19 protein-coding genes are annotated in these 18,664 nt (G+C 36.9%); all 19 read right to left on the bottom strand.

Going from position 1 to position 18,664, the window contains the following annotated elements; translation table 11 throughout:
- Positions 1-3 precede the first annotated feature (3 nt).
- Positions 4-1,170, bottom strand: coding sequence for a lipid-A-disaccharide synthase (lpxB, locus tag Q0940_RS12095; RefSeq protein WP_299268861.1), 1,167 nt, complete (start codon positions 1,168-1,170; stop codon positions 4-6).
- A gap of 40 nt (positions 1,171-1,210) precedes the next feature.
- Positions 1,211-1,972, bottom strand: a complete 762-nt coding sequence (gene lpxA / locus Q0940_RS12090; RefSeq protein ID WP_299268859.1) for an acyl-ACP--UDP-N-acetylglucosamine O-acyltransferase — start codon at positions 1,970-1,972, stop codon at positions 1,211-1,213.
- 146 nt (positions 1,973-2,118) lie between these two features.
- Positions 2,119-2,583, bottom strand: a complete 465-nt coding sequence (fabZ, locus tag Q0940_RS12085) for a 3-hydroxyacyl-ACP dehydratase FabZ (RefSeq protein WP_299268857.1) — start codon at positions 2,581-2,583, stop codon at positions 2,119-2,121.
- Between the two features lie 40 nt (positions 2,584-2,623).
- Positions 2,624-3,661, bottom strand: coding sequence for a UDP-3-O-(3-hydroxymyristoyl)glucosamine N-acyltransferase (gene lpxD / locus Q0940_RS12080; protein WP_299268855.1), 1,038 nt, complete (start codon positions 3,659-3,661; stop codon positions 2,624-2,626).
- Positions 3,662-3,781: 120 nt separating this feature from the next.
- Positions 3,782-4,288, bottom strand: a complete 507-nt coding sequence (locus Q0940_RS12075) for an OmpH family outer membrane protein (protein WP_299268853.1) — start codon at positions 4,286-4,288, stop codon at positions 3,782-3,784.
- 32 nt (positions 4,289-4,320) lie between these two features.
- Positions 4,321-6,789, bottom strand: coding sequence for an outer membrane protein assembly factor BamA (bamA, locus tag Q0940_RS12070; RefSeq protein WP_299268851.1), 2,469 nt, complete (start codon positions 6,787-6,789; stop codon positions 4,321-4,323).
- A gap of 51 nt (positions 6,790-6,840) precedes the next feature.
- Complete coding sequence (gene rseP, locus Q0940_RS12065) at positions 6,841-8,184, bottom strand: sigma E protease regulator RseP (protein WP_299268849.1); 1,344 nt, start codon at positions 8,182-8,184, stop codon at positions 6,841-6,843.
- Between the two features lie 9 nt (positions 8,185-8,193).
- A complete protein-coding gene (gene ispC, locus Q0940_RS12060) occupies positions 8,194-9,375 on the bottom strand; it encodes a 1-deoxy-D-xylulose-5-phosphate reductoisomerase (RefSeq protein WP_299268847.1) in 1,182 nt (393 codons plus the stop codon).
- A gap of 13 nt (positions 9,376-9,388) precedes the next feature.
- A complete protein-coding gene (locus Q0940_RS12055; RefSeq protein WP_299268845.1) occupies positions 9,389-10,255 on the bottom strand; it encodes a phosphatidate cytidylyltransferase in 867 nt (288 codons plus the stop codon).
- Positions 10,256-10,281: 26 nt separating this feature from the next.
- Positions 10,282-11,043 carry a polyprenyl diphosphate synthase gene (gene uppS, locus Q0940_RS12050; RefSeq protein ID WP_299268843.1) on the bottom strand — a complete coding sequence of 254 codons (762 nt, stop codon included), beginning with the start codon at positions 11,041-11,043 and terminating at the stop codon, positions 10,282-10,284.
- 84 nt (positions 11,044-11,127) lie between these two features.
- Positions 11,128-11,685 (bottom strand): ribosome recycling factor, encoded by a 558-nt coding sequence (gene frr / locus Q0940_RS12045; protein ID WP_299268840.1) that lies wholly within the window; start codon positions 11,683-11,685, stop codon positions 11,128-11,130.
- A gap of 21 nt (positions 11,686-11,706) precedes the next feature.
- Positions 11,707-12,441, bottom strand: coding sequence for a UMP kinase (gene pyrH, locus Q0940_RS12040; protein ID WP_299268838.1), 735 nt, complete (start codon positions 12,439-12,441; stop codon positions 11,707-11,709).
- A gap of 354 nt (positions 12,442-12,795) precedes the next feature.
- Positions 12,796-13,182, bottom strand: coding sequence for a hypothetical protein (locus tag Q0940_RS12035; protein WP_299268836.1), 387 nt, complete (start codon positions 13,180-13,182; stop codon positions 12,796-12,798).
- A gap of 16 nt (positions 13,183-13,198) precedes the next feature.
- Entirely contained in the window at positions 13,199-14,425 is a 1,227-nt protein-coding gene (locus tag Q0940_RS12030) for a beta-ketoacyl-ACP synthase (protein ID WP_299268834.1), read from the bottom strand.
- Positions 14,425-15,150, bottom strand: coding sequence for a 3-oxoacyl-ACP reductase FabG (fabG, locus tag Q0940_RS12025; protein WP_299268832.1), 726 nt, complete (start codon positions 15,148-15,150; stop codon positions 14,425-14,427). The genes Q0940_RS12030 and fabG overlap by 1 nt, the downstream gene beginning before the upstream one ends.
- A 25-nt stretch (positions 15,151-15,175) precedes the next feature.
- Complete coding sequence (locus Q0940_RS12020; protein ID WP_299268830.1) at positions 15,176-15,634, bottom strand: 3-hydroxylacyl-ACP dehydratase; 459 nt, start codon at positions 15,632-15,634, stop codon at positions 15,176-15,178.
- Positions 15,627-16,847, bottom strand: a complete 1,221-nt coding sequence (locus Q0940_RS12015; RefSeq protein WP_299268828.1) for a beta-ketoacyl-ACP synthase — start codon at positions 16,845-16,847, stop codon at positions 15,627-15,629. The genes Q0940_RS12020 and Q0940_RS12015 overlap by 8 nt, the downstream gene beginning before the upstream one ends.
- Positions 16,844-17,446 (bottom strand): DUF3261 domain-containing protein, encoded by a 603-nt coding sequence (locus Q0940_RS12010; RefSeq protein ID WP_299268825.1) that lies wholly within the window; start codon positions 17,444-17,446, stop codon positions 16,844-16,846. The genes Q0940_RS12015 and Q0940_RS12010 overlap by 4 nt, the downstream gene beginning before the upstream one ends.
- The gene (locus Q0940_RS12005) at positions 17,431-18,663 is read right to left on the bottom strand and encodes an NAD(P)/FAD-dependent oxidoreductase (RefSeq protein WP_299268823.1); all 1,233 of its coding nucleotides are present in this window, start codon (positions 18,661-18,663) and stop codon (positions 17,431-17,433) included. Before Q0940_RS12005 ends, Q0940_RS12010 begins: the two co-directional genes overlap by 16 nt.
- Position 18,664: the final 1 nt, after the last annotated feature.

Raw genomic sequence — 18,664 nt, 5'->3', positions numbered from 1 at the left:
TTGTTAAGCGTCCTTATTTTTAGCGATTAGCTGCCAAATAGAATCGGCAGCTCGTTTACTTGCATCACGTTTTATTGAGCTATGTATGTCTGTAAACGTTTGCTTTAATTCAGATTGAGGTTCACACAGCATAGGTTTGATGTGTTTTATTATATTGTCTGTGGTTAAGTCGTTTTGAATTAACTCTGGCACTATCATTTTCTGTGCTAATAAATTTGGTAGCGTAAAGTATGGGGTTTTGATCATACGGCTAAATATTTGATAACTTAACCAACCCACTTTATAACCTGCCACCATAGGTGTTTTCATTAGCATGGTTTCGAGTGTTGCTGTACCTGATGCCAATAATACCGCATCTGATGCAGCCATTACCGCTCTTGCGTTAGCAATAGACAGAGTGACATTTAAGTCTGAGTACTCTTCATCAATTATATTGCCAATAAGTTCACCACGATTTTCATTAATCGCTGGCACTAGGATTTTAAGCTCTGGAATTTGTTGTTTTAGCTCGCGCGCTGCATCTAAAAACGGACGCAATAATAGTTTAATTTCAGAGCCTCGACTGCCCGGTAATACGCCTAATACTTTATCTTCAGCCGCTAAGCCTAACTCTTGACGATAAATTGCTTGTTGATCTTCCAATGGAACTTGGTCTGCCATGGTATGGCCAACAAAGTCACAAGGCATATTGTGATCATCATAAAACTGTTTTTCAAAAGGCAATAACGCTAATACTTTGTCACAGGCTTTTTTTATTTTATGAATACGAGATTGACGCCAAGCCCAAACTGATGGACTCACGTAATGTACCGTTGGAATACCTTGTTGTTTTAATGCGAGTTCTAAACCGATATTAAATTCTGGTGCGTCTATGCCAATAACGATGTCTGGCTGCCATTCCAGTAAATCCAATACTAGCTGTTTACGTTTTTTTAATAAGCGCGGTAAACGTTTTAATATTTCAACAATGCCCATAACGGCAAGCTCTTCCATATCAAACATGGTTTCGCAGCCTAACGCCATCATTTTAGGGCCAGCAACCCCTTTAAATACAATGGACGTTTCTTGGTTTTGTTGTTTGGCAAGATCCAAAAGCGCCGACATTAAGTCAGCGCCTAAAATATCACCAGAATGTTCTCCGGCGATCAATGCTATTTTTATTTTTTTCATACTTGCTCTTTTATAAGCCCAGTTTATAAAAAACTAGTGATTAACGTATGATGCCTCGTGGCGAGTCAATTATAAATTGCTTTAATACTGTTACAGCTTCACTTGCATCTGGTATATTCTCTAACGCTTCATCAACTGAGTTCCCTTTACGGTATAACTCTTTATAAGCTCGTTTGATAGCTAATATATCATCACTAGAGAAGCCTCTACGTTTAAGACCTTCAGAGTTGATTCCGTGTGGTTTTGCATTTTGGCCTGATGCTAAAACATAAGGAGGCACGTCTTTAACCACCATAGAATTTAAGCCGCAAAAACTATGCGCACCAATATGACAGAACTGATGTACACCAACCATACCACCTAAAATAGCCCAATCACCAACATGAACATGTCCTGCAATACTTGCATTGTTAGCAAAAATTGTATTATCGCCAACCATACAGTCATGGGCAATATGTACATACGCCATGAGTAAGTTATTGCTACCGATTTTAGTTAAACTTTGGTCTTGGATAGTTCCGCGATGAATTGTCACATTTTCACGGATAATATTATTGTCGCCAATCTCTAAACGAGTCGGTTCACCATTATATTTTTTATCCTGACAATCTTCTCCAACGGAAGAAAATTGAAAAATTTGATTATTTTTGCCAATGATTGAAGGGCCTTTAACCACAACATGAGAGTGAATAACTGTATTATCACCTATCACTACATCATCGCCAATATATGACCATGGGCCAATAGAAACGTTTTTGCCTAACTTGGCACTGGGGGATACAATCGCAGATTCGTGGATCAAATTATACTCTCAACTTCTCAACTGTTAGTTATTCACAAACAATTGATAAAACTATTTTTTATCAATTCATTATATTCTAACGTAAAATTAGCATAGGTAAACTGGGAGTTTACCTATTTTATTAATTTTCTTAACGGAACGTTTATTTATAATACTCTACGGGCGCACATAATTTCAGCACAGGCCGCTAATTTTCCATCAACAAACGCTTCTCCGCTAAATTTCCAGATACCGCGACGCTCTTTTATAAACTTCACGTGGAAGTGTATTTGATCACCCGGTATAACAGGCTGTTTAAAACGAGCATTATCTATCGCTGCAAACAAATACAATTCGTTGGGATCAACTTCGCCTTTTTGAGCTTCAATTGTTTTAAAGCCTAAAAGTCCAGTTGCTTGCGCCATCGCTTCTAAAATTAATACACCTGGAAAAACAGGACGACCTGGAAAATGTCCGGTAAAGATAGGTTCATTAGCCGTTACATTTTTGATTGCGTGTAGCGTCTCACCAACTTTATAATCCAATACTCTATCTATTAACAACATAGGATATCTATGTGGTAGATAAGACATTATTTCTTCAATTTCAAACGAATTCAGTTGCTCAGACAAGGCAATCTCCTTTTATATGTAGTCAGTTAATCTGACTACATTACTTATTTTCTAATTTTTTCACTCGATCGAATAACTCAGTGAGTTTTCTGTATCGGGCCGTATTATTTCGCCATTCTTTATTTGTCATCGCTGGCATTCCAGAAGAGTAAACCCCAGCTTCTTTAATATCTTTTATGATCAGAGCTCTACCGGTAATAAAAGTTTTATCAACAATAGTTAAATGACCACTGATAGCACAAGAGCCACCAATCGTTACATTACGACCAATTTTAGTGCTCCCCGCTATCATAGTACCCGCAGCAACTGCGGTATGATCACCAATTGATACGTTATGACCAATTTGAATTTGATTATCAATGATCACTCCTTGACCAATAACAGTGTCATCTATGGCACCGCGGTCTATGGTCGTTGATGCTCCAATTTCTGTGTTATCACCAATAGATACACCACCTAGCTGTGGAATTTTAATCCAATGCTGGTCGCCATCAATTGACTGTGGAGCGTAACCAAAACCATCAGCACCAATAACGCTATTAGAGTGAACAATACAGTTTTTACCTAATGTAACACCATGATAAATTGTACTATTTGGCCATAATCTTGAATTATCGCCGAGCATTGTACCCCGACCGACAAAGCAACCTGCTCCGATCTGTACGTTTTCACCAATAACAGCATCATCTTCAACTACTGCATTAGCTGCTATTGAACAATTTTCAGACACTTTAGCTGATAAAGAAACAACAGCAGAAGGATGAATATTCATTGGTTGTTGTGGTGTGTCATCTAAAATTTGTGCAACTAAGGCAAAGCCAACATATGGATTCGACATCACTAACGCTGGGCCTTCCCATGCATCAAGCTCAGTATTTGCAAGGATCACAGCGCCTGCTGAACAATCTACTAAGTGCTTTTTATATTTGGCATTGGCTAAAAATGTAATATCGTTATCGCTAGCTTTATCAATAGTTGAAATTTTATTTATGCTTGTTGTTGGGTCTCCAACAACCTGGACTGATAAACCTGAATGCTCGGTAATTTTTTTTGCTAACTGTTGCAACTGATATGACATAAGTGCTCCTATAATGCTCAACTGGCAATATAATACTCTATTGCTGATGTGGTGTCTTATAAATGAAAAAAACCCACTATAGCGACTATAGTGGGTTTTTTAATTTATTATTAAATCAGATTAATTAAGTTTGCTAACTTTTGCAGCAACTTTTTCTGAAATATCTAATTCTGGTTTAGCAAAGGCTAAACTTTGTGCATTTAACACTATATCTAACTTTTCTTCAGCTGCAACAGCTGAGATAGCTTGTTGAATTAAAGCAAAAATCTTATTACGTTCTTCAGTCTGACGACGACGTATTTGTTGCTCTAATGGCTGTGCTTTAGCTTGATATGTTTTTTGTAATTCTTCAACTTGAGTACGTAATGTCGTTTTTTGCTCATCACTCATTGTCATAGATTCACGTTGGAATTTTTCCATGTTGAATTTTATGTCACTTTCCAATTTTTGAATTTCTTCAGTCGCACCAGCAAACTCACTAGTTAAAGCTTGTTGCATTGCCGCTGTTTGAGGGATTTTGCTTGCTACTAACTGCATATTTACTACAGCCATATTTTCAGCTAATGCAGACGCAGAAAATAAAATCCCTGCAATTAATCCTAAGAAAGTTGTTTTTGTTATTGTCATTTTATACTCCATAAATGTTGTAGGATCTTTAATTAAAAAGTGGTTCCAATGTTAAAGCTGAAAAATTCGTGTTCATCTTTATCATATTCTTTAATTGGTTTAGACCAGGTAAAGACCATAGGTCCCATTGGGGATAACCATTGTATCGACATCCCTGCTGATGATCTATAACGACCAATGTCAGAATAATCTATTAATTTATCTTGCTCACTCTGAGCTAAGTTTGAATAATTATCTAAGTCAAACTCTGTATCCCATACATTTCCCGCATCTACGAAAAACGAAGTTCTAACTGAATTTGAATATTCATCACTTAAGAATGGTGTAGGCGTTATTAACTCTAAACCACCAAAAAATGATGCATTACCACCAGTTGCGCGATATGTTGTGTCTATAGTATCAAAATCATCACCAAGCACAACCGTACTTGTACCACCAAATGCATCAGGCGCACCAGCAGCAGGTGCTTTGCTTCTAATTATACCCTTAGGGCCAATAGTATTACTTTCAAAACCACGTAAGTCGGTTGAACGTTGTTGCATATTTTCCCAAAATGGTAATGTTTGCTCATTGCCATCTAAATCACCATAACCATTACCATAGTTCATTTCTAAACGGGTTAAGAAGGTCCATTTATGACTTTGAGTAAGTGGGAAGTAAAACTTTGAATCAAAGTTAATCTTAAAGTACTGAACATCTGAGCCTGGTATAGAAGCTTTCAGGCCTAAATATTGGCTAGAACCAGCTGATGGAAATACACCTCTATTTAGAGTAGAACGACTCCAACCAACGCTCGCTTCAACATTCTCAAATTTAAATTTAGCATCTGGGTTATTAGGATCTAAAAATGACTCAGAGAAGGTTTTTATTTGATCGTAGGGCTGTAATTGAGATAACTCTAGGTTGTTATAATACATACCTACGTTGATACGATTATTTTCCATTACAGGCCAGCTTAATGTTGGACCAACTACTACTTTTTTCTGTGAATAAGAAACAAGGTTTACTTTTGATGCATCATAATTACTGAAAGATATTTGACCGCCTAAACTCACACCATCATCAGTAAAGTAATTATCGGTATAATTTAATGAAATAGTTTGTTGTGCAGTCCATGTATTAACAGAAATACCAATTTGGTTACCTGTACCTAAAAAGTTTTCTTGTTGGATTGCTGCATTAAATGCAAGGCCTGTATAGTCACCATAAGATACACCCGCTTGGAAAGAGCCTGATGGTTGTTCTTTGATCTTAAATACAACATTGACACCATCATCAACACCCGGAATTTCATTCACAACAAAATCAACGGTTTCAATGTATTTTAAACGCTGCAGGTAGCTTTTAGACGCTTCAAGTAAGTCGTTGGATAAAGTAGCACCTTCAAATTGGCGCATTTCACGTCTTAATACTTCGTCTGATGTACCAAAGTTTCCTTCGAACGTTATACGTTTAACATAAACACGTTTTCCTGGGTCAACTGAGATAGTTAATGCAACTTCTTTGGTTTCTTCATTCAGATCTGGAATAGTTTGTACTTTTGCGTTGGCATAGCCAAATCGAGACAAGTAGCGAGTGATCATTTCTTCAGTGTAAGTGATCACTTCACCGTTATATAACTCATTGATTTGAATTGGCACTATTTTAGTTAAAAGCTCTTCTTGCCCTAACAAATCTCCAATAAATTCAAAACCAGTTACGGTATATGGCTCATCTTCGTCCACATTGAAAGTGATATAAACAGCTTCTTTATTTGGGTCGACTGATACTTGTGTCGATTCAATATTAAACTTTAAATACCCTTTTGCTAAATAATGATCACGGATTATTTCAATGTCACCTTGTAAAGCTTGTTTTTGGTAACGGTCATTAGAGGTAAATTGCCACCAATCTAAATTAAATTTAGATTCAATTTTATTTAGCAGCTCTTCGTCGGTAAATACTTTATTGCCGACAATATTAATTTGTTTAATTTTAGCTGCATCACCTTCTTCAAAATTGAAGTTAAGGCGTACGCGGTTTCTTGGTAGGTAAGTTATTTTGGCTTCAACGGTCGCATTGTATTTACCAACACTGTGGTAAAAATCAGTTAGACCCGTTTCAATATTAGTAATTAATGTTTTATCTAATGCTTCGCCGATACGAATATTACTGTCGTCTAAGCTGGATTGAAGTTGCTCATCTTTAATATCACTATTGCCATCAAACTCTATTTCACTAATTGTTGGACGTTCAGTCACTTGATAAATAATAGTATCACCATCTCGAAAAACTTTTACGTCCGAGAAGTAACCTGATTTAAATAAAGTTTTAATCGACTGACCGATAACAAATTCTGAAACTTGATCACCAACAGAAAAAGGTACATTTGTTAATGCTGCACCTAAGGCAACACGTTGCAAACCTGTTATTTGAATATCTTGAACTTTAAAATTTTCACTATTTGCTGATGTAGACCAACTCAAAGAAAAAAGGACAATACTAACTACGATGTGTTTCATTATTTTATAAATTCCAATACCACTGACTACAACAGGCCAAATTAAGTAAGTTTACAACCGACCAAAATCATTGATAATGGCGATACCCATTATCATCATTAATATAAATGCTCCGATTTTGAAGCCCATTTCTTGCACCCTCTCAGAGACAGGTTTACCGCGAATTAGTTCAATTATAAAATACATTAAATGCCCACCATCTAATACAGGTAAAGGTAAAAGATTGACGACACCTAGATTTATACTAATTAATGCAAGAAATTTAAGAAAGTTAACTAAGCCACTCTCAGCGCTTTGTCCAGCACCTTGAGCAATTGAAATTGGACCACTTAAGTTATTTAATCCAATATCACCAGTAACTAATTTACCAACCATTTGAAAAGTTAGGTTAATAAACGACCAAGTTTGTTCAACTGATTTTTGCAATGCCGGAAAAATACCATATTGAACATCAAATACATAGCCTTTTGGCCATTTCTCTACATCTGGAGCAATCCCTAAATAACCTTGGCTAAACCCATCTTTTGTTGGCCTATTCTCTGGTGTAATGGTTAAGGTTAAATTTTGTCCGTTTCTTTCCACTCCTACATTAAGTGGAACACCGGCACTTGCTGCAATTATCTCTGTTGCCTGCCCCCAGCTTTTTAGACTTATATCATTGATTGATAATAATTTATCATTGACATTTAACCCGCCTTTTTGAGCAGGAGAGTCATCAGCAACAAGCGCAATTGTCAACAATGACGTCGGACGATAAGGTTGAATACCAAGCCCTTTTAGAACTTGTCCGTCTTCAATCCCCCAACCATTGCTGTTAACTAATAAGTTTTTCTGAGAGTCGTTTCGCTCAACTATTAATTCAAATGATTCTTTTCCCACTTGTTCAATCAATGCGAAATTAGCACTTTCCCAAGTAGATGTTTCTTGTCCATCAATAGATAAAATAACATCATTGACCATAAGACCTGAATTTGCAGCAATAGACGATTCATCAACTTTACCAACAACTGGCTTTACCGCTTTTCCGCCCATCATAAATACAGCAAACAAAACTACAATGGCAAAAATAAAATTAGCCATTGGCCCGGCTGCCACAACCGAAATTCTTTGAAGCACGGTTTTATTATTAAATGTAACGTTTTTGTCTTCTGGTGATACTTCGTCAATACGCTCATCGAGCATACGAACGTATCCACCCAATGGAATAAGACCAATCACAAAGTCAGTGCCAGACTTGTTACGCCAAGTATAAATTGGTTTTCCAAAACCAACGGCAAATTTTAATACTTTAATGCCGTTTTTCTTAGCAACCCAATAATGACCATATTCGTGAATAAACACCAAAATGCCTAACGCTAAAACAAAACTAAATAAATTCCAGATAAAGTCTGTCAAAAATAACCTCTATAATTGGGTGATTAAGCCGAGTGCGACTTCTCTAGTTTGTTGATCTAACTCTAATATATCGTCTAATGTTATCGGACGTGATGAGCCTAACTGCTCTAAGCATAATTCATTTAACGTCACTATATTATCAAACGAAATATCTCGTTCTAAGAAATGAGATACCGCGATTTCATTACTGGCATTTAGCACAGTTGTTGCACCTTGTCCGACTTTTGATGCCTCTAATGCTAATCCTAAATTAGGGAAACGTGATAAATCTGGAGAGCAAAAGCTAAAGTCAGCTAATTGAGTAAAATCTAAAGGCTTAACACCTGATTTAATTCTCTCAGGAAAAGTCAGCGTATGTGCAATTGGAATGCGCATATCAGGTTGGCCCATTTGAGCCAGCACAGAACCGTCCGAGTAACTCACCATAGAATGAATGATACTTTGTGGATGTATCACAACATCAATCTGTTCAAAACTTGCATTAAACAATAACTTAGCTTCAATGAACTCTAAACCTTTGTTCATCATAGTCGCAGAATCCACTGATATCTTGGCGCCCATACTCCAATTTGGGTGAGCAACCGCCATTTCAGGTGTGATTTGGGAGAATTCGTTTAACGGCTTAGTTAAAAAAGGCCCACCAGAGCCAGTTAATAATATTTTTTCTACACCTGCGGCTTTTAAATTACCACCTGCTTGTACACTTGGTGGCATTGCTTGAAAGATTGCATTATGTTCGCTATCAACGGGTAATAAGATGGCGTTATTATCTGCCACAGCGGATAAAAATAAATCGCCACTCATGACTAACGCTTCTTTATTAGCAAGTAATATTCGCTTGGAGTGTTTTGCAGCCGTTAAGCTCGGCAGTAGACCTGCAGCACCTACAATTCCGGCCATTACCGTAGTAACGATTGGTGCTGAACAAACTTGCAGTAGACCATCAGTCCCAGCAATAACATCAACCTCAGAACCAACTGATTGTAATTGAGTATGTAATTTTTGTGCACTAACCTCATCAGCCATAACTGCTATATTAGGTTTGAACTGTTGGCACAACTCAAACATGCCTAATACATTGGTATTTCCAGTAAGTGCATATACATGAAATTTATCTGGGTGACGTTTGATAACATCCAGCGTCGATAAACCTATCGACCCTGTAGCACCTAATATCGTAATCGTTTGCATATATTAAAAACGACTACTTATAAAAGTGGGTAAAGAATACTAAAAATACAGGCATAGCAGCAGTTAATGAGTCAATTCTATCTAACAAACCACCATGTCCTGGGAAAATACTCCCACTGTCTTTTATACCGGCATCTCGCTTTAACATGCTTTCGCTCAAGTCGCCAAACGCTGAAATAACGCCAATGACAACACAACAAGTAATTAATACCCACCAGTTCTCTAAAGATATATTTTGGCTCCACAAAACGGATACGGTTAAGATAACTACAGCAACAATACCACCAACAAAGCCTTCAATCGTTTTTCCTGGGCTAACATTTGGCATTAGTTTGCGTGCACCAAAACGTTTGCCAGAAAAATAAGCGCCAACATCAGCGGCCCATACAATGCTAAAAACAAATAAAGCTAACCAAGCCCCGGCATTGAAGTTAATAGAATGATCCCATTCACGTAAAGTAACGAGCGCCAACCAAGCTGGTATTAAAGTAAAATACCCGAACAAAGATTTAACAAAACAATTGTGTTGCCATACTCTTTTGCCTCTAGGGTAAATAAGTACAAGTACTGAGCTTATGGCCCACCAAATACAAGCGACAAACATTAAGTTATAATTCTTTTCTGTCAGACTGCCGGTTAAGGTCCATAAACTAGAGTCTAAATAAAGCAGGTAGATAGCACCACCGACGCCCATCAAACCTGCAGAATACACAAGCTGATTAACTTTACTTTTTATTTCAGCTAATTTACTCCACTCATAAGCGCCATAACCAAATATTGCTAATGCTAACCAAGTGAATACTTCCATTGGCACATAAAACAAAATAGCCAATAACATAATGCCCAAAACGATGGCTGTGGTAATTCGTTGTTTTAACAAACTGAAACCCTACTAATAAATTAAAATTAATCTTTTACTTGTTCGCCAGTTAGACCAAATCGTCTTTCTGTTCCAGCAAAAGATTCTATAGCCTGTGCAAATGCACTATCTTTAAAATCAGGCCAATATAACGGCGTAAAATATAACTCTGCGTAGGCCGCTTGCCACAATAAAAAGTTACTAATTCTCATTTCCCCGCCAGTTCTGATCATTAAATCTAATGGTGCTTGATCTGAAAATGAGGTGAAACTATCAAATAATTCTTCTGTTATATCATCCAAGTTTAGTTCGTTTGACTTAACTTTCTCAGCTAATATTTTAGAGGCCTGAACAATATCCCAACGTCCACCGTAATTGGCAGCTACGTTTAATGTCAATCCAGTATTATCTTTTGTTAACTCATGAGCCGATACTACTTTATCTTGAATGGATTTACTAAACCCATCTAAATCACCCACAATCTTTAACTTTACATTATTTTTATGTAAGGTTTTTACTTCGCGAGTTAATACCAACATAAAAAGTTCCATTAACCCTGAAACTTCATCTTCTGGTCGTTTCCAATTCTCACTTGAAAAAGCAAACAAGGTTAACGATTTAATTCCCACTTTACGAGAGAATTTAACCGCTTCTCTTACCGCGTCTACGCCTTTTTTATGACCGTAAACTCTTGGCATTCCTTTTTGCTGTGCCCAACGACCATTTCCATCCATAATAATACCCACATGTTGTGGTATTGATTCTGAATAGAATTCTAGCACTTGGTCTGCGACATCAACTTTTGCCATAGAACTCTCTCAATAAATAACAAAACGCCGCGTTATATATTTTCACGGCGTTTTAACTTTTAGCTTCAATTCTCGCTAATGGGTTTATATTTCCATCAACTCTTTTTCTTTAACGGCTAACATACCATCAATAGTTTTCATTCTAGTGTCTGTTAGCTTTTGAATTTCGTCTTCAGATTGACGAGCTTCATCTTCAGAAATATCTTTATCTTTTAATAAAGATTTAACATCGCCATTAGCGTCACGACGAATATTACGAACAGCAACACGACCTGCTTCGACTTCACCTTTAACAACTTTAACCAAATCACGACGACGTTCTTCAGTTAACATAGGTAATGGAATACGTATAACAGTACCTGCAGACATAGGGTTTAAACCCAAATCAGACATCATAATCGCTTTTTCTACGGCTTGACATAATGACTTATCAAATACAGTTAACGATAAGGTACGAGAGTCTTCAATTGTTACATTAGCTACTTGATTTAATGGCGTATCTGCTCCGTAATAAGAAACCTGAATACCATCTAAAAGACTAGGATGAGCACGACCCGTACGAATTTTATTTAACTGTGAATGTAGAGACTCTATGCTCTTATCCATTCTTACGGCTGCGTCTTTTTGAATATCATTTAACACGATTGAATTCCTTAATATTATTTATTCTGGTTTTGCTTTAGTAGATACAATCGTGCCTTCGTCTTCGCCTAAGATGACACGCTTAAGTGCACCAGGTTTATTCATATTAAAAACACAGATTGGAGTGTTATGGTCACGCGCTAGAGTAAACGCAGCTAAATCCATAACTTTTAATTCTTTTTCGATAACTTCATCATAAGAAAGATGACGGTATAATTCAGCATCAGGATTCTTAACTGGATCATCTGAGTAGATGCCATCAACTTTAGTGGCTTTTAAAATAACATCAGCTTCAATTTCGATACCACGTAAACAGGCAGCAGAGTCGGTAGTGAAAAATGGATTTCCTGTTCCCGCTGAGAAGATAACAACACGTCCACTTTTCAGTAAACTAATGCCTTCAGCCCAAGAATAATCGTCACAAACACCTTTTAATGGAATCGCTGACATTAATCTAGCGTTAACATGTGCTCTATGAAGTGCATCTCGCATTGCAAGTCCATTCATAACCGTTGCTAGCATCCCCATATGGTCGCCAACAACTCGATTCATTCCAGCTTCTGCTAGAGGCGCACCACGGAAAATATTACCACCACCGAGTACCACGCCAACTTGTACGTCTTTTTCAACTAACTCTTTAATCTCTTGAGCCATTCGGTCCAACACTTTTGGATCAATACCAAAACCGTCTTCTCCACATAATGCCTCGCCACTTAGTTTTAATAAAATACGTCTGTAAACTGGTTTTGTGCTCATAAAGCTCCCGTACGATGAATTTTCTAGAGGTGCAAATTGCCGCGTATTCTAGGTGATTTAGAAAAATTTAGCAAAACCTGATTTAGCTAAATTTGAATTTTTCTAAACTAAAACAGCTAGCTGATTAAGTAATACCATTATTTATAATTTCATAAAAAACATAATTAATGTAGGGCTAATTTGAGGATTTAATTTAAAAATAGGGAAATGCGAGGCTGTTTATAATAATTGATCATTAAAATGCTATTTGAGCGGTCAATTTAGCCTATATAGATATTTACAACTATATAGGCTATCTAAAGCTTTGATAGATGTAGTTTGGGGGATTAATACAAACGACATCTAAAGTTAATTTTATAAATCAGAAAATAAAATTTCTTGCTCTATTTCTTTTGTTAAATGAGCTATCCAACGATTATAGCTTTTATGAATTTTATTTCTTTTTACATCAAGCCCTTTACTATCTACATAATTAATACTAAAAGATTTTTCACTATATAAAATCGACACCGTAGCATAATGCTTATTACGTACATTTATTTTAGCTTCAATAACACCTTCTGATATCTTTTTAGGCTGCCAACCTTTTCGTATGCTTGCTTTCATTATTGATTTTTCTATAACGGTTAGCTCATGCTCACCAACGATTGCTTTATCAGTAACGTTCATTATTGGTGTTGCTTTACAACCAACCATTACTAATACAGAGCCTAAAAGAACTACTTTTAATGTTTTTAACATATTTTTTTCCTTTAATTTAAGACCAATCTTTAAAGATCAGAGATGTATTTATCCCACCAAATGCAAAGTTATTACTCATCACATAATTTGTTTTCTTTTTCATACCGCCATCTGTGATGTAATGTAAATCACCACACTTAGGGTCAATTTGCTTTAAGTTTAATGTTGGACAAAACCACTCGGCTTTCATCATATTTATTGAAGCCCAAGCTTCGATAGCACCACAAGCTCCTAATGTATGACCCAGATAACTCTTTAACGAACTAATACTTGCATCTTTACCTAACACTTTTTCAGTTGCGATCGTTTCGGCAATATCTCCGCGATCTGTAGCTGTACCATGACCGTTTACATATCCAATTTCAGATGCTTCAATACCAGCGTCTTGCATGGCTAATTCCATTGCGACTTGCATAGTTTCGGATGTTGGTTGGGTAATATGCATCCCATCACTATTGCTACCAAAGGCAACAACCTCAGCCAGAATATTAGCATTTCGAGCTTGAGCATGTTCTAGCTCTTCTAAAATAATAGTAGAAGCGCCCTCTCCTATAACAAGTCCATCCCTTGTTTGATCATATGGTGATGGAGTTTGTGTAGGTGTGTCATTTTTTACACTAGCAGCATATAAAGTATCAAAAACAGCAGCTTCTGTTGGGCAAAGCTCTTCCGCCCCACCCGCTACCATAATTTTTTGCTTACCGTGCTGAATAGCCTCAAAAGCATAACCTATGGCTTGCGAACCTGAAGTACAAGCTGAACTCGTGGTAATAATTCGGCCTTTTAACTTAAAAAACACCCCAATATTAACGGCTGTTGTATGGCTCATCATTTGAATGTAACTAGTGGCAGTGACTCCCTGCATACTACCTGTTTCCATCATATTTCCAAATGCGCCTAATGGTTCAGTAGATCCCGTTGAAGATCCAAAAGCGATACCACATCTTCCATCAGATAATTCATCGACACCTAATAAGCCAGCTTGCTCTAGAGCCAATTCCGTACTACGTGTTGCCATTATAGAAACTCGTCCCATAGATCTAACGTCTTTACGGCTATAATGCTTTGGTCGTACAAAGTCCGTGATAGGAGCAGCTAGTCGGGTATTAAGTCCATCAAAACGTTCCCATTCAGGCATGTATTTAACAGCGTTAACACCTTTTTTAAGGTTAGCTTCAAATGTTGCCCAATCAGAACCCAACGATGTAATTGCCGACATTCCTGTAATAACAACTCGTTTCATTATGCAATTCCACCATTTACAGAGATAACTTGACGGGTAATATATGCTGCGCCATCGGACATTAAGAAATCTACGGTAGCAGCAACTTCCTCTGGTCGACCTAATCGTCTAAGTGGGATCATTTTTTTTATTTCACTAATAGGTAATCCTTCTACCATATCAGTATCAATTAAACCTGGAGCAACACAATTCACTGTAATATTTCTTTTCGCTAGCTCTAATGCTAAAGATTTTGCAGCCCCAATAACTCCCGCTTTAGAAGCACTGTAATTAACTTGCCCACGATTACCTATTTCACCTGACAGTGAAGACATTATAATTATTCGGCCACCTTTTCTTGCACTTACCATTGGCATAACGGCTGGTTGTAATACATTATAAAAACCATCAAGATTGGTATGAATAACGTTATCCCATTCATCTCCGGTCATTGCTGGAAATGCAGTATCAGCCGTAATTCCCGCGTTGCAGATAACTCCCCAAAAGGCACCATTAGCTTCAATATCTTTAGTGATGATATCTTTACACATATCTCTATCTGCAATATCAAACTGTAATACATTGGCTGCTTGACCAAGCGCTTTCAACTCGTCTAATGTTTGCTGTGCTGCTGCAAAATCACTACGACAATGTAACGTAATATCAAACCCTTTATTAGCTAAAAACAATGCAACTGATTTGCCTATGCCTTTGCTTGAGCCTGTGATCAAAATTCTTTTTTTCATATTAAATCCAACTAAATTAGTGGCTTTATTGCTTATCAATAAAAGTCTTTGGGTTTTCAGGTTGAAATACATTGATATTTGCTTCAACGATAATTTCATTATCTATCTTAATAACACAACTAAATACGCTTAAGCCTGAATCTTCTACAATTATCTCTTCAGCAGTAACAATTAATTCACTACCATTTTTAAAAGTAGATATGCTTGGAGCATATTTACGAGAGCCCAATAAAAAACCTACTTTTATTGCTTGCTGCCTATTCTTCACTTTCGCTTTTGCTCCAGCATATGCAGCTATTGTTTGTGCCATATACTCAGTACCAACGTAAGATGGAATACCATCGACGGTCGCGTCATAAAATAATTTCTCAGGTGTTATCAAAACTTTGCAAGTAGCAGAAGTATTAGAATAACTTAACAGCTCATCAATCAAAATCATTGGCGCATCGTGAGCCAATACTTCATCTACTGTAAATTTAATCATTATTAATTACTCCTATAGCGACACAGCTATTACTGCCCCCAAATGCAAAGGAATTACTTAAACATAATGTAGGCATTTTTTTTATTTTATCAGTGGTTGTTACAAACTGTAATTGTGGTATCAATGGATCATGCTGACCATCCCAACAATGAGGTGGTAATTTCATTTCAGTATTTTTAGCGCTCATAGCCATCCAACAAAAACCAGCTTCCATAGCACCTGCTGCACCTAATGTATGACCAATTAAAGGCTTTGTAGAGCTACAGGGCGTTTGTTTTGGAAATAGCTCAGCAACAACATTCCCTTCAATCAGATCGTTTAATGTAGTAGCCGTACCATGTAAGTTTATGTAATCAACATCTGTGACTTTTTTATTAGCCATTTTTAGTGCATTTAACATTGCTGATATTGCACCAACGCCTTCTGGATGAGGTGCTGATATATGGTGCGCATCTGACGATTCACCAACACCTAATAATGCGATACCAGACGATGCTTTTTGCAAAATAAATAAACAAGCACCTTCTCCGATATTAATCCCATCACGGTTATGACTAAATGGCTGACAAATAACACTAGATGTCGACTCTAGAGCCGAAAATCCTCTAGGTGTTAATTCACATAAACTATCAACACCACCGACAATAGCAGCGTCAACAACGCCAGATAAAATTAATCGACGAGCTGATGCAAAGGCTTTAGCACTTGATGAGCAAGCTGTTGAAATACTATAAGTAGGTCCAGTAAGCTCAAACTCATTAGCTATAAAGTCAGCTGGATTGTTCATTTCCTGCATCGCATATTCATACAAAGACGAATCGACTTGATGTTTATTTAAAGTCACCTCTTGTAGAGAAAGTTCTTTACAGTACTTTTCCCCACTAGCAATACCTGATGTACTAGTACCAATAATTACAGCTATTTTATTCCGGCCCAAAGTATCACACAAAGACTCAATTTGAGGCTGGATTTGATTTAATGCAAGCTTAGCTAATTGATTATTTCTTGTTTGGAATCGAGCTGGAGCATCACTTAAATCAGGTAACTCTCCTTTTACTTCACCCAAAACGACAACATCATCCAAACCTTCATATTTAATAGCAGATAAACCATTAGTATTACCTGACATTAAGTTATCAAAAATTTGCTCGTAGCTTGTTCCTAAGGCGTTAACCATGCCCATCTGAGTTAATACAAGTGGCTGCTGAGTCATATCTCCCCCTGCTCTAATGTAGTAATACTTAGTTGATAGTTTCTTATATGGTGTTCAAAAAACAAATTATATCCATATTTATCATCAACATACTTTTCATTTGGGCTATAGGTAATCGTTATTAGTTTTAGTTGTTTTAAAGAGAACACTCGTACTAAAGATCCTTCTGATTTTTCAACCTCTATGGTTAAACTAGGCAACTCTTTTCGTAGTAACTCAACAGGCCAAAACGCTAATTGAAAGTCAGCTAAAACGTATTTAGGATCTAACTCTATCAGAGGTAATTGGCTAACTTGTATGCGGTCTTGAGTCTCAGACATGACTAAGCTAAATAATTCGAGACCTGATGTAGATAAGCCAACCATACTTATTCCATCAGCTTGCATTTCTACATTAAACAATAACTGTTTTTTCTCTCCATTCACTTGAGTTTGTAAATGTTGTAATAAAAAACGGTTTTGCCAAGTAGCTGGCGGCATACTGAGACGAAACGGTACACCATCAGTAATATAAACTAATTTATTATCAATGACGTTGGGCTTAATAACAGATGCACAACCTGTTAGCAGTAATACAAGAAAAATTAAGTATCTGTACATATTTCAGCTAATACATTTAAGTAACGCTCAGAGTTAGCAACAAAAGGGTTTTTTTCATCCCATGCATATCCGGCCAAAACAGAGCTGATCATTTCTTTTATGTCAGATTGCCCATCAGGGGTTTTATGAAATATAACGTTTTGAAAACGACCATCATACCAACCAACGACAAATGTTTTAAAAACATTAATACCTTTACGTAGTGGGACATCATATTCAGCATGCCAATCAACGTTCTTGTTCTCTAATGTTTTTATAACCAGAGGGACAGCCATAGTCGCTGAGCGTAATGCTATAGTCACACCAGAAGAGAATACAGGATCTAAAAATTCGCCAGCATTACCAAGTAACGCAAATCGGTCCCCTGATAGCGCAGAAACATTTGCTGAGTAGCCTTCAAGTCGGCGAGCCTCACGAACCATTTTAGAGTTACTTAATAATGCTGATAAATGACTATCTTCATTAATTAAATTAATTAATGTCTGCTGCATATCTGAACTTTCAGACATCTTGATTTTTTCTGGCGAACCCACAACACCAATACTAGAAATCCCATCAGCTAGTGGGATCAACCAATACCAAATATCACTATGTTCTGGATGAACTGTTATTAATATTTTATTTCTGTCAAAATTTTCATCTGTGATGCCATCATCAAAGTGGCTGAATATGGCACTTCTAACAGGAAAATCGGAAGGCGATTCAATATCAAGTAACTTAGGTAGAACTCGACCAAAACCACTGGCATCTAGTACCATTTTAGCTTTAACCGTTTTAGTATTGCCTTCACTGTCTAAAATCTGTAACTCTGCATTTTTTTCATTTGTCTCAAAAGATAAAACGGTGGAGCCATAATTAATTTCAACACCACTTTTTTCAGCTTCATCAGCCAATATTTTATCAAATGTACCGCGTGTAACTTGGAATGTCGTACCTGGACCTTCAGAAAATTTTTCTGTGAAGTCAAAAGTAACATCATCCTCGCCTTCTTTATGAAACGCAGCTCCATTTTTAAACTGGAAACCTGCATTTGTAACCGCATCTAACATGCCCGCTTGTTCAATAAATTGCATACAATGAGGTAATAAACTTTCCCCAATTGAAAATCGAGGAAAGTACTCTTTTTCATATATACAAACACTGTACCCTTTCTGTACTAACAAACTACTAGCTAAAGCTCCTGATGGCCCAGCTCCTATTATTACTACATCCCACATA

Origin of the sequence: uncultured Psychrosphaera sp. (genome assembly GCF_947500655.1) — a bacterium.
Lineage (GTDB): Bacteria > Pseudomonadota > Gammaproteobacteria > Enterobacterales > Alteromonadaceae > Psychrosphaera.
This window is presented reverse-complemented; position numbering and strand designations above follow the sequence as displayed.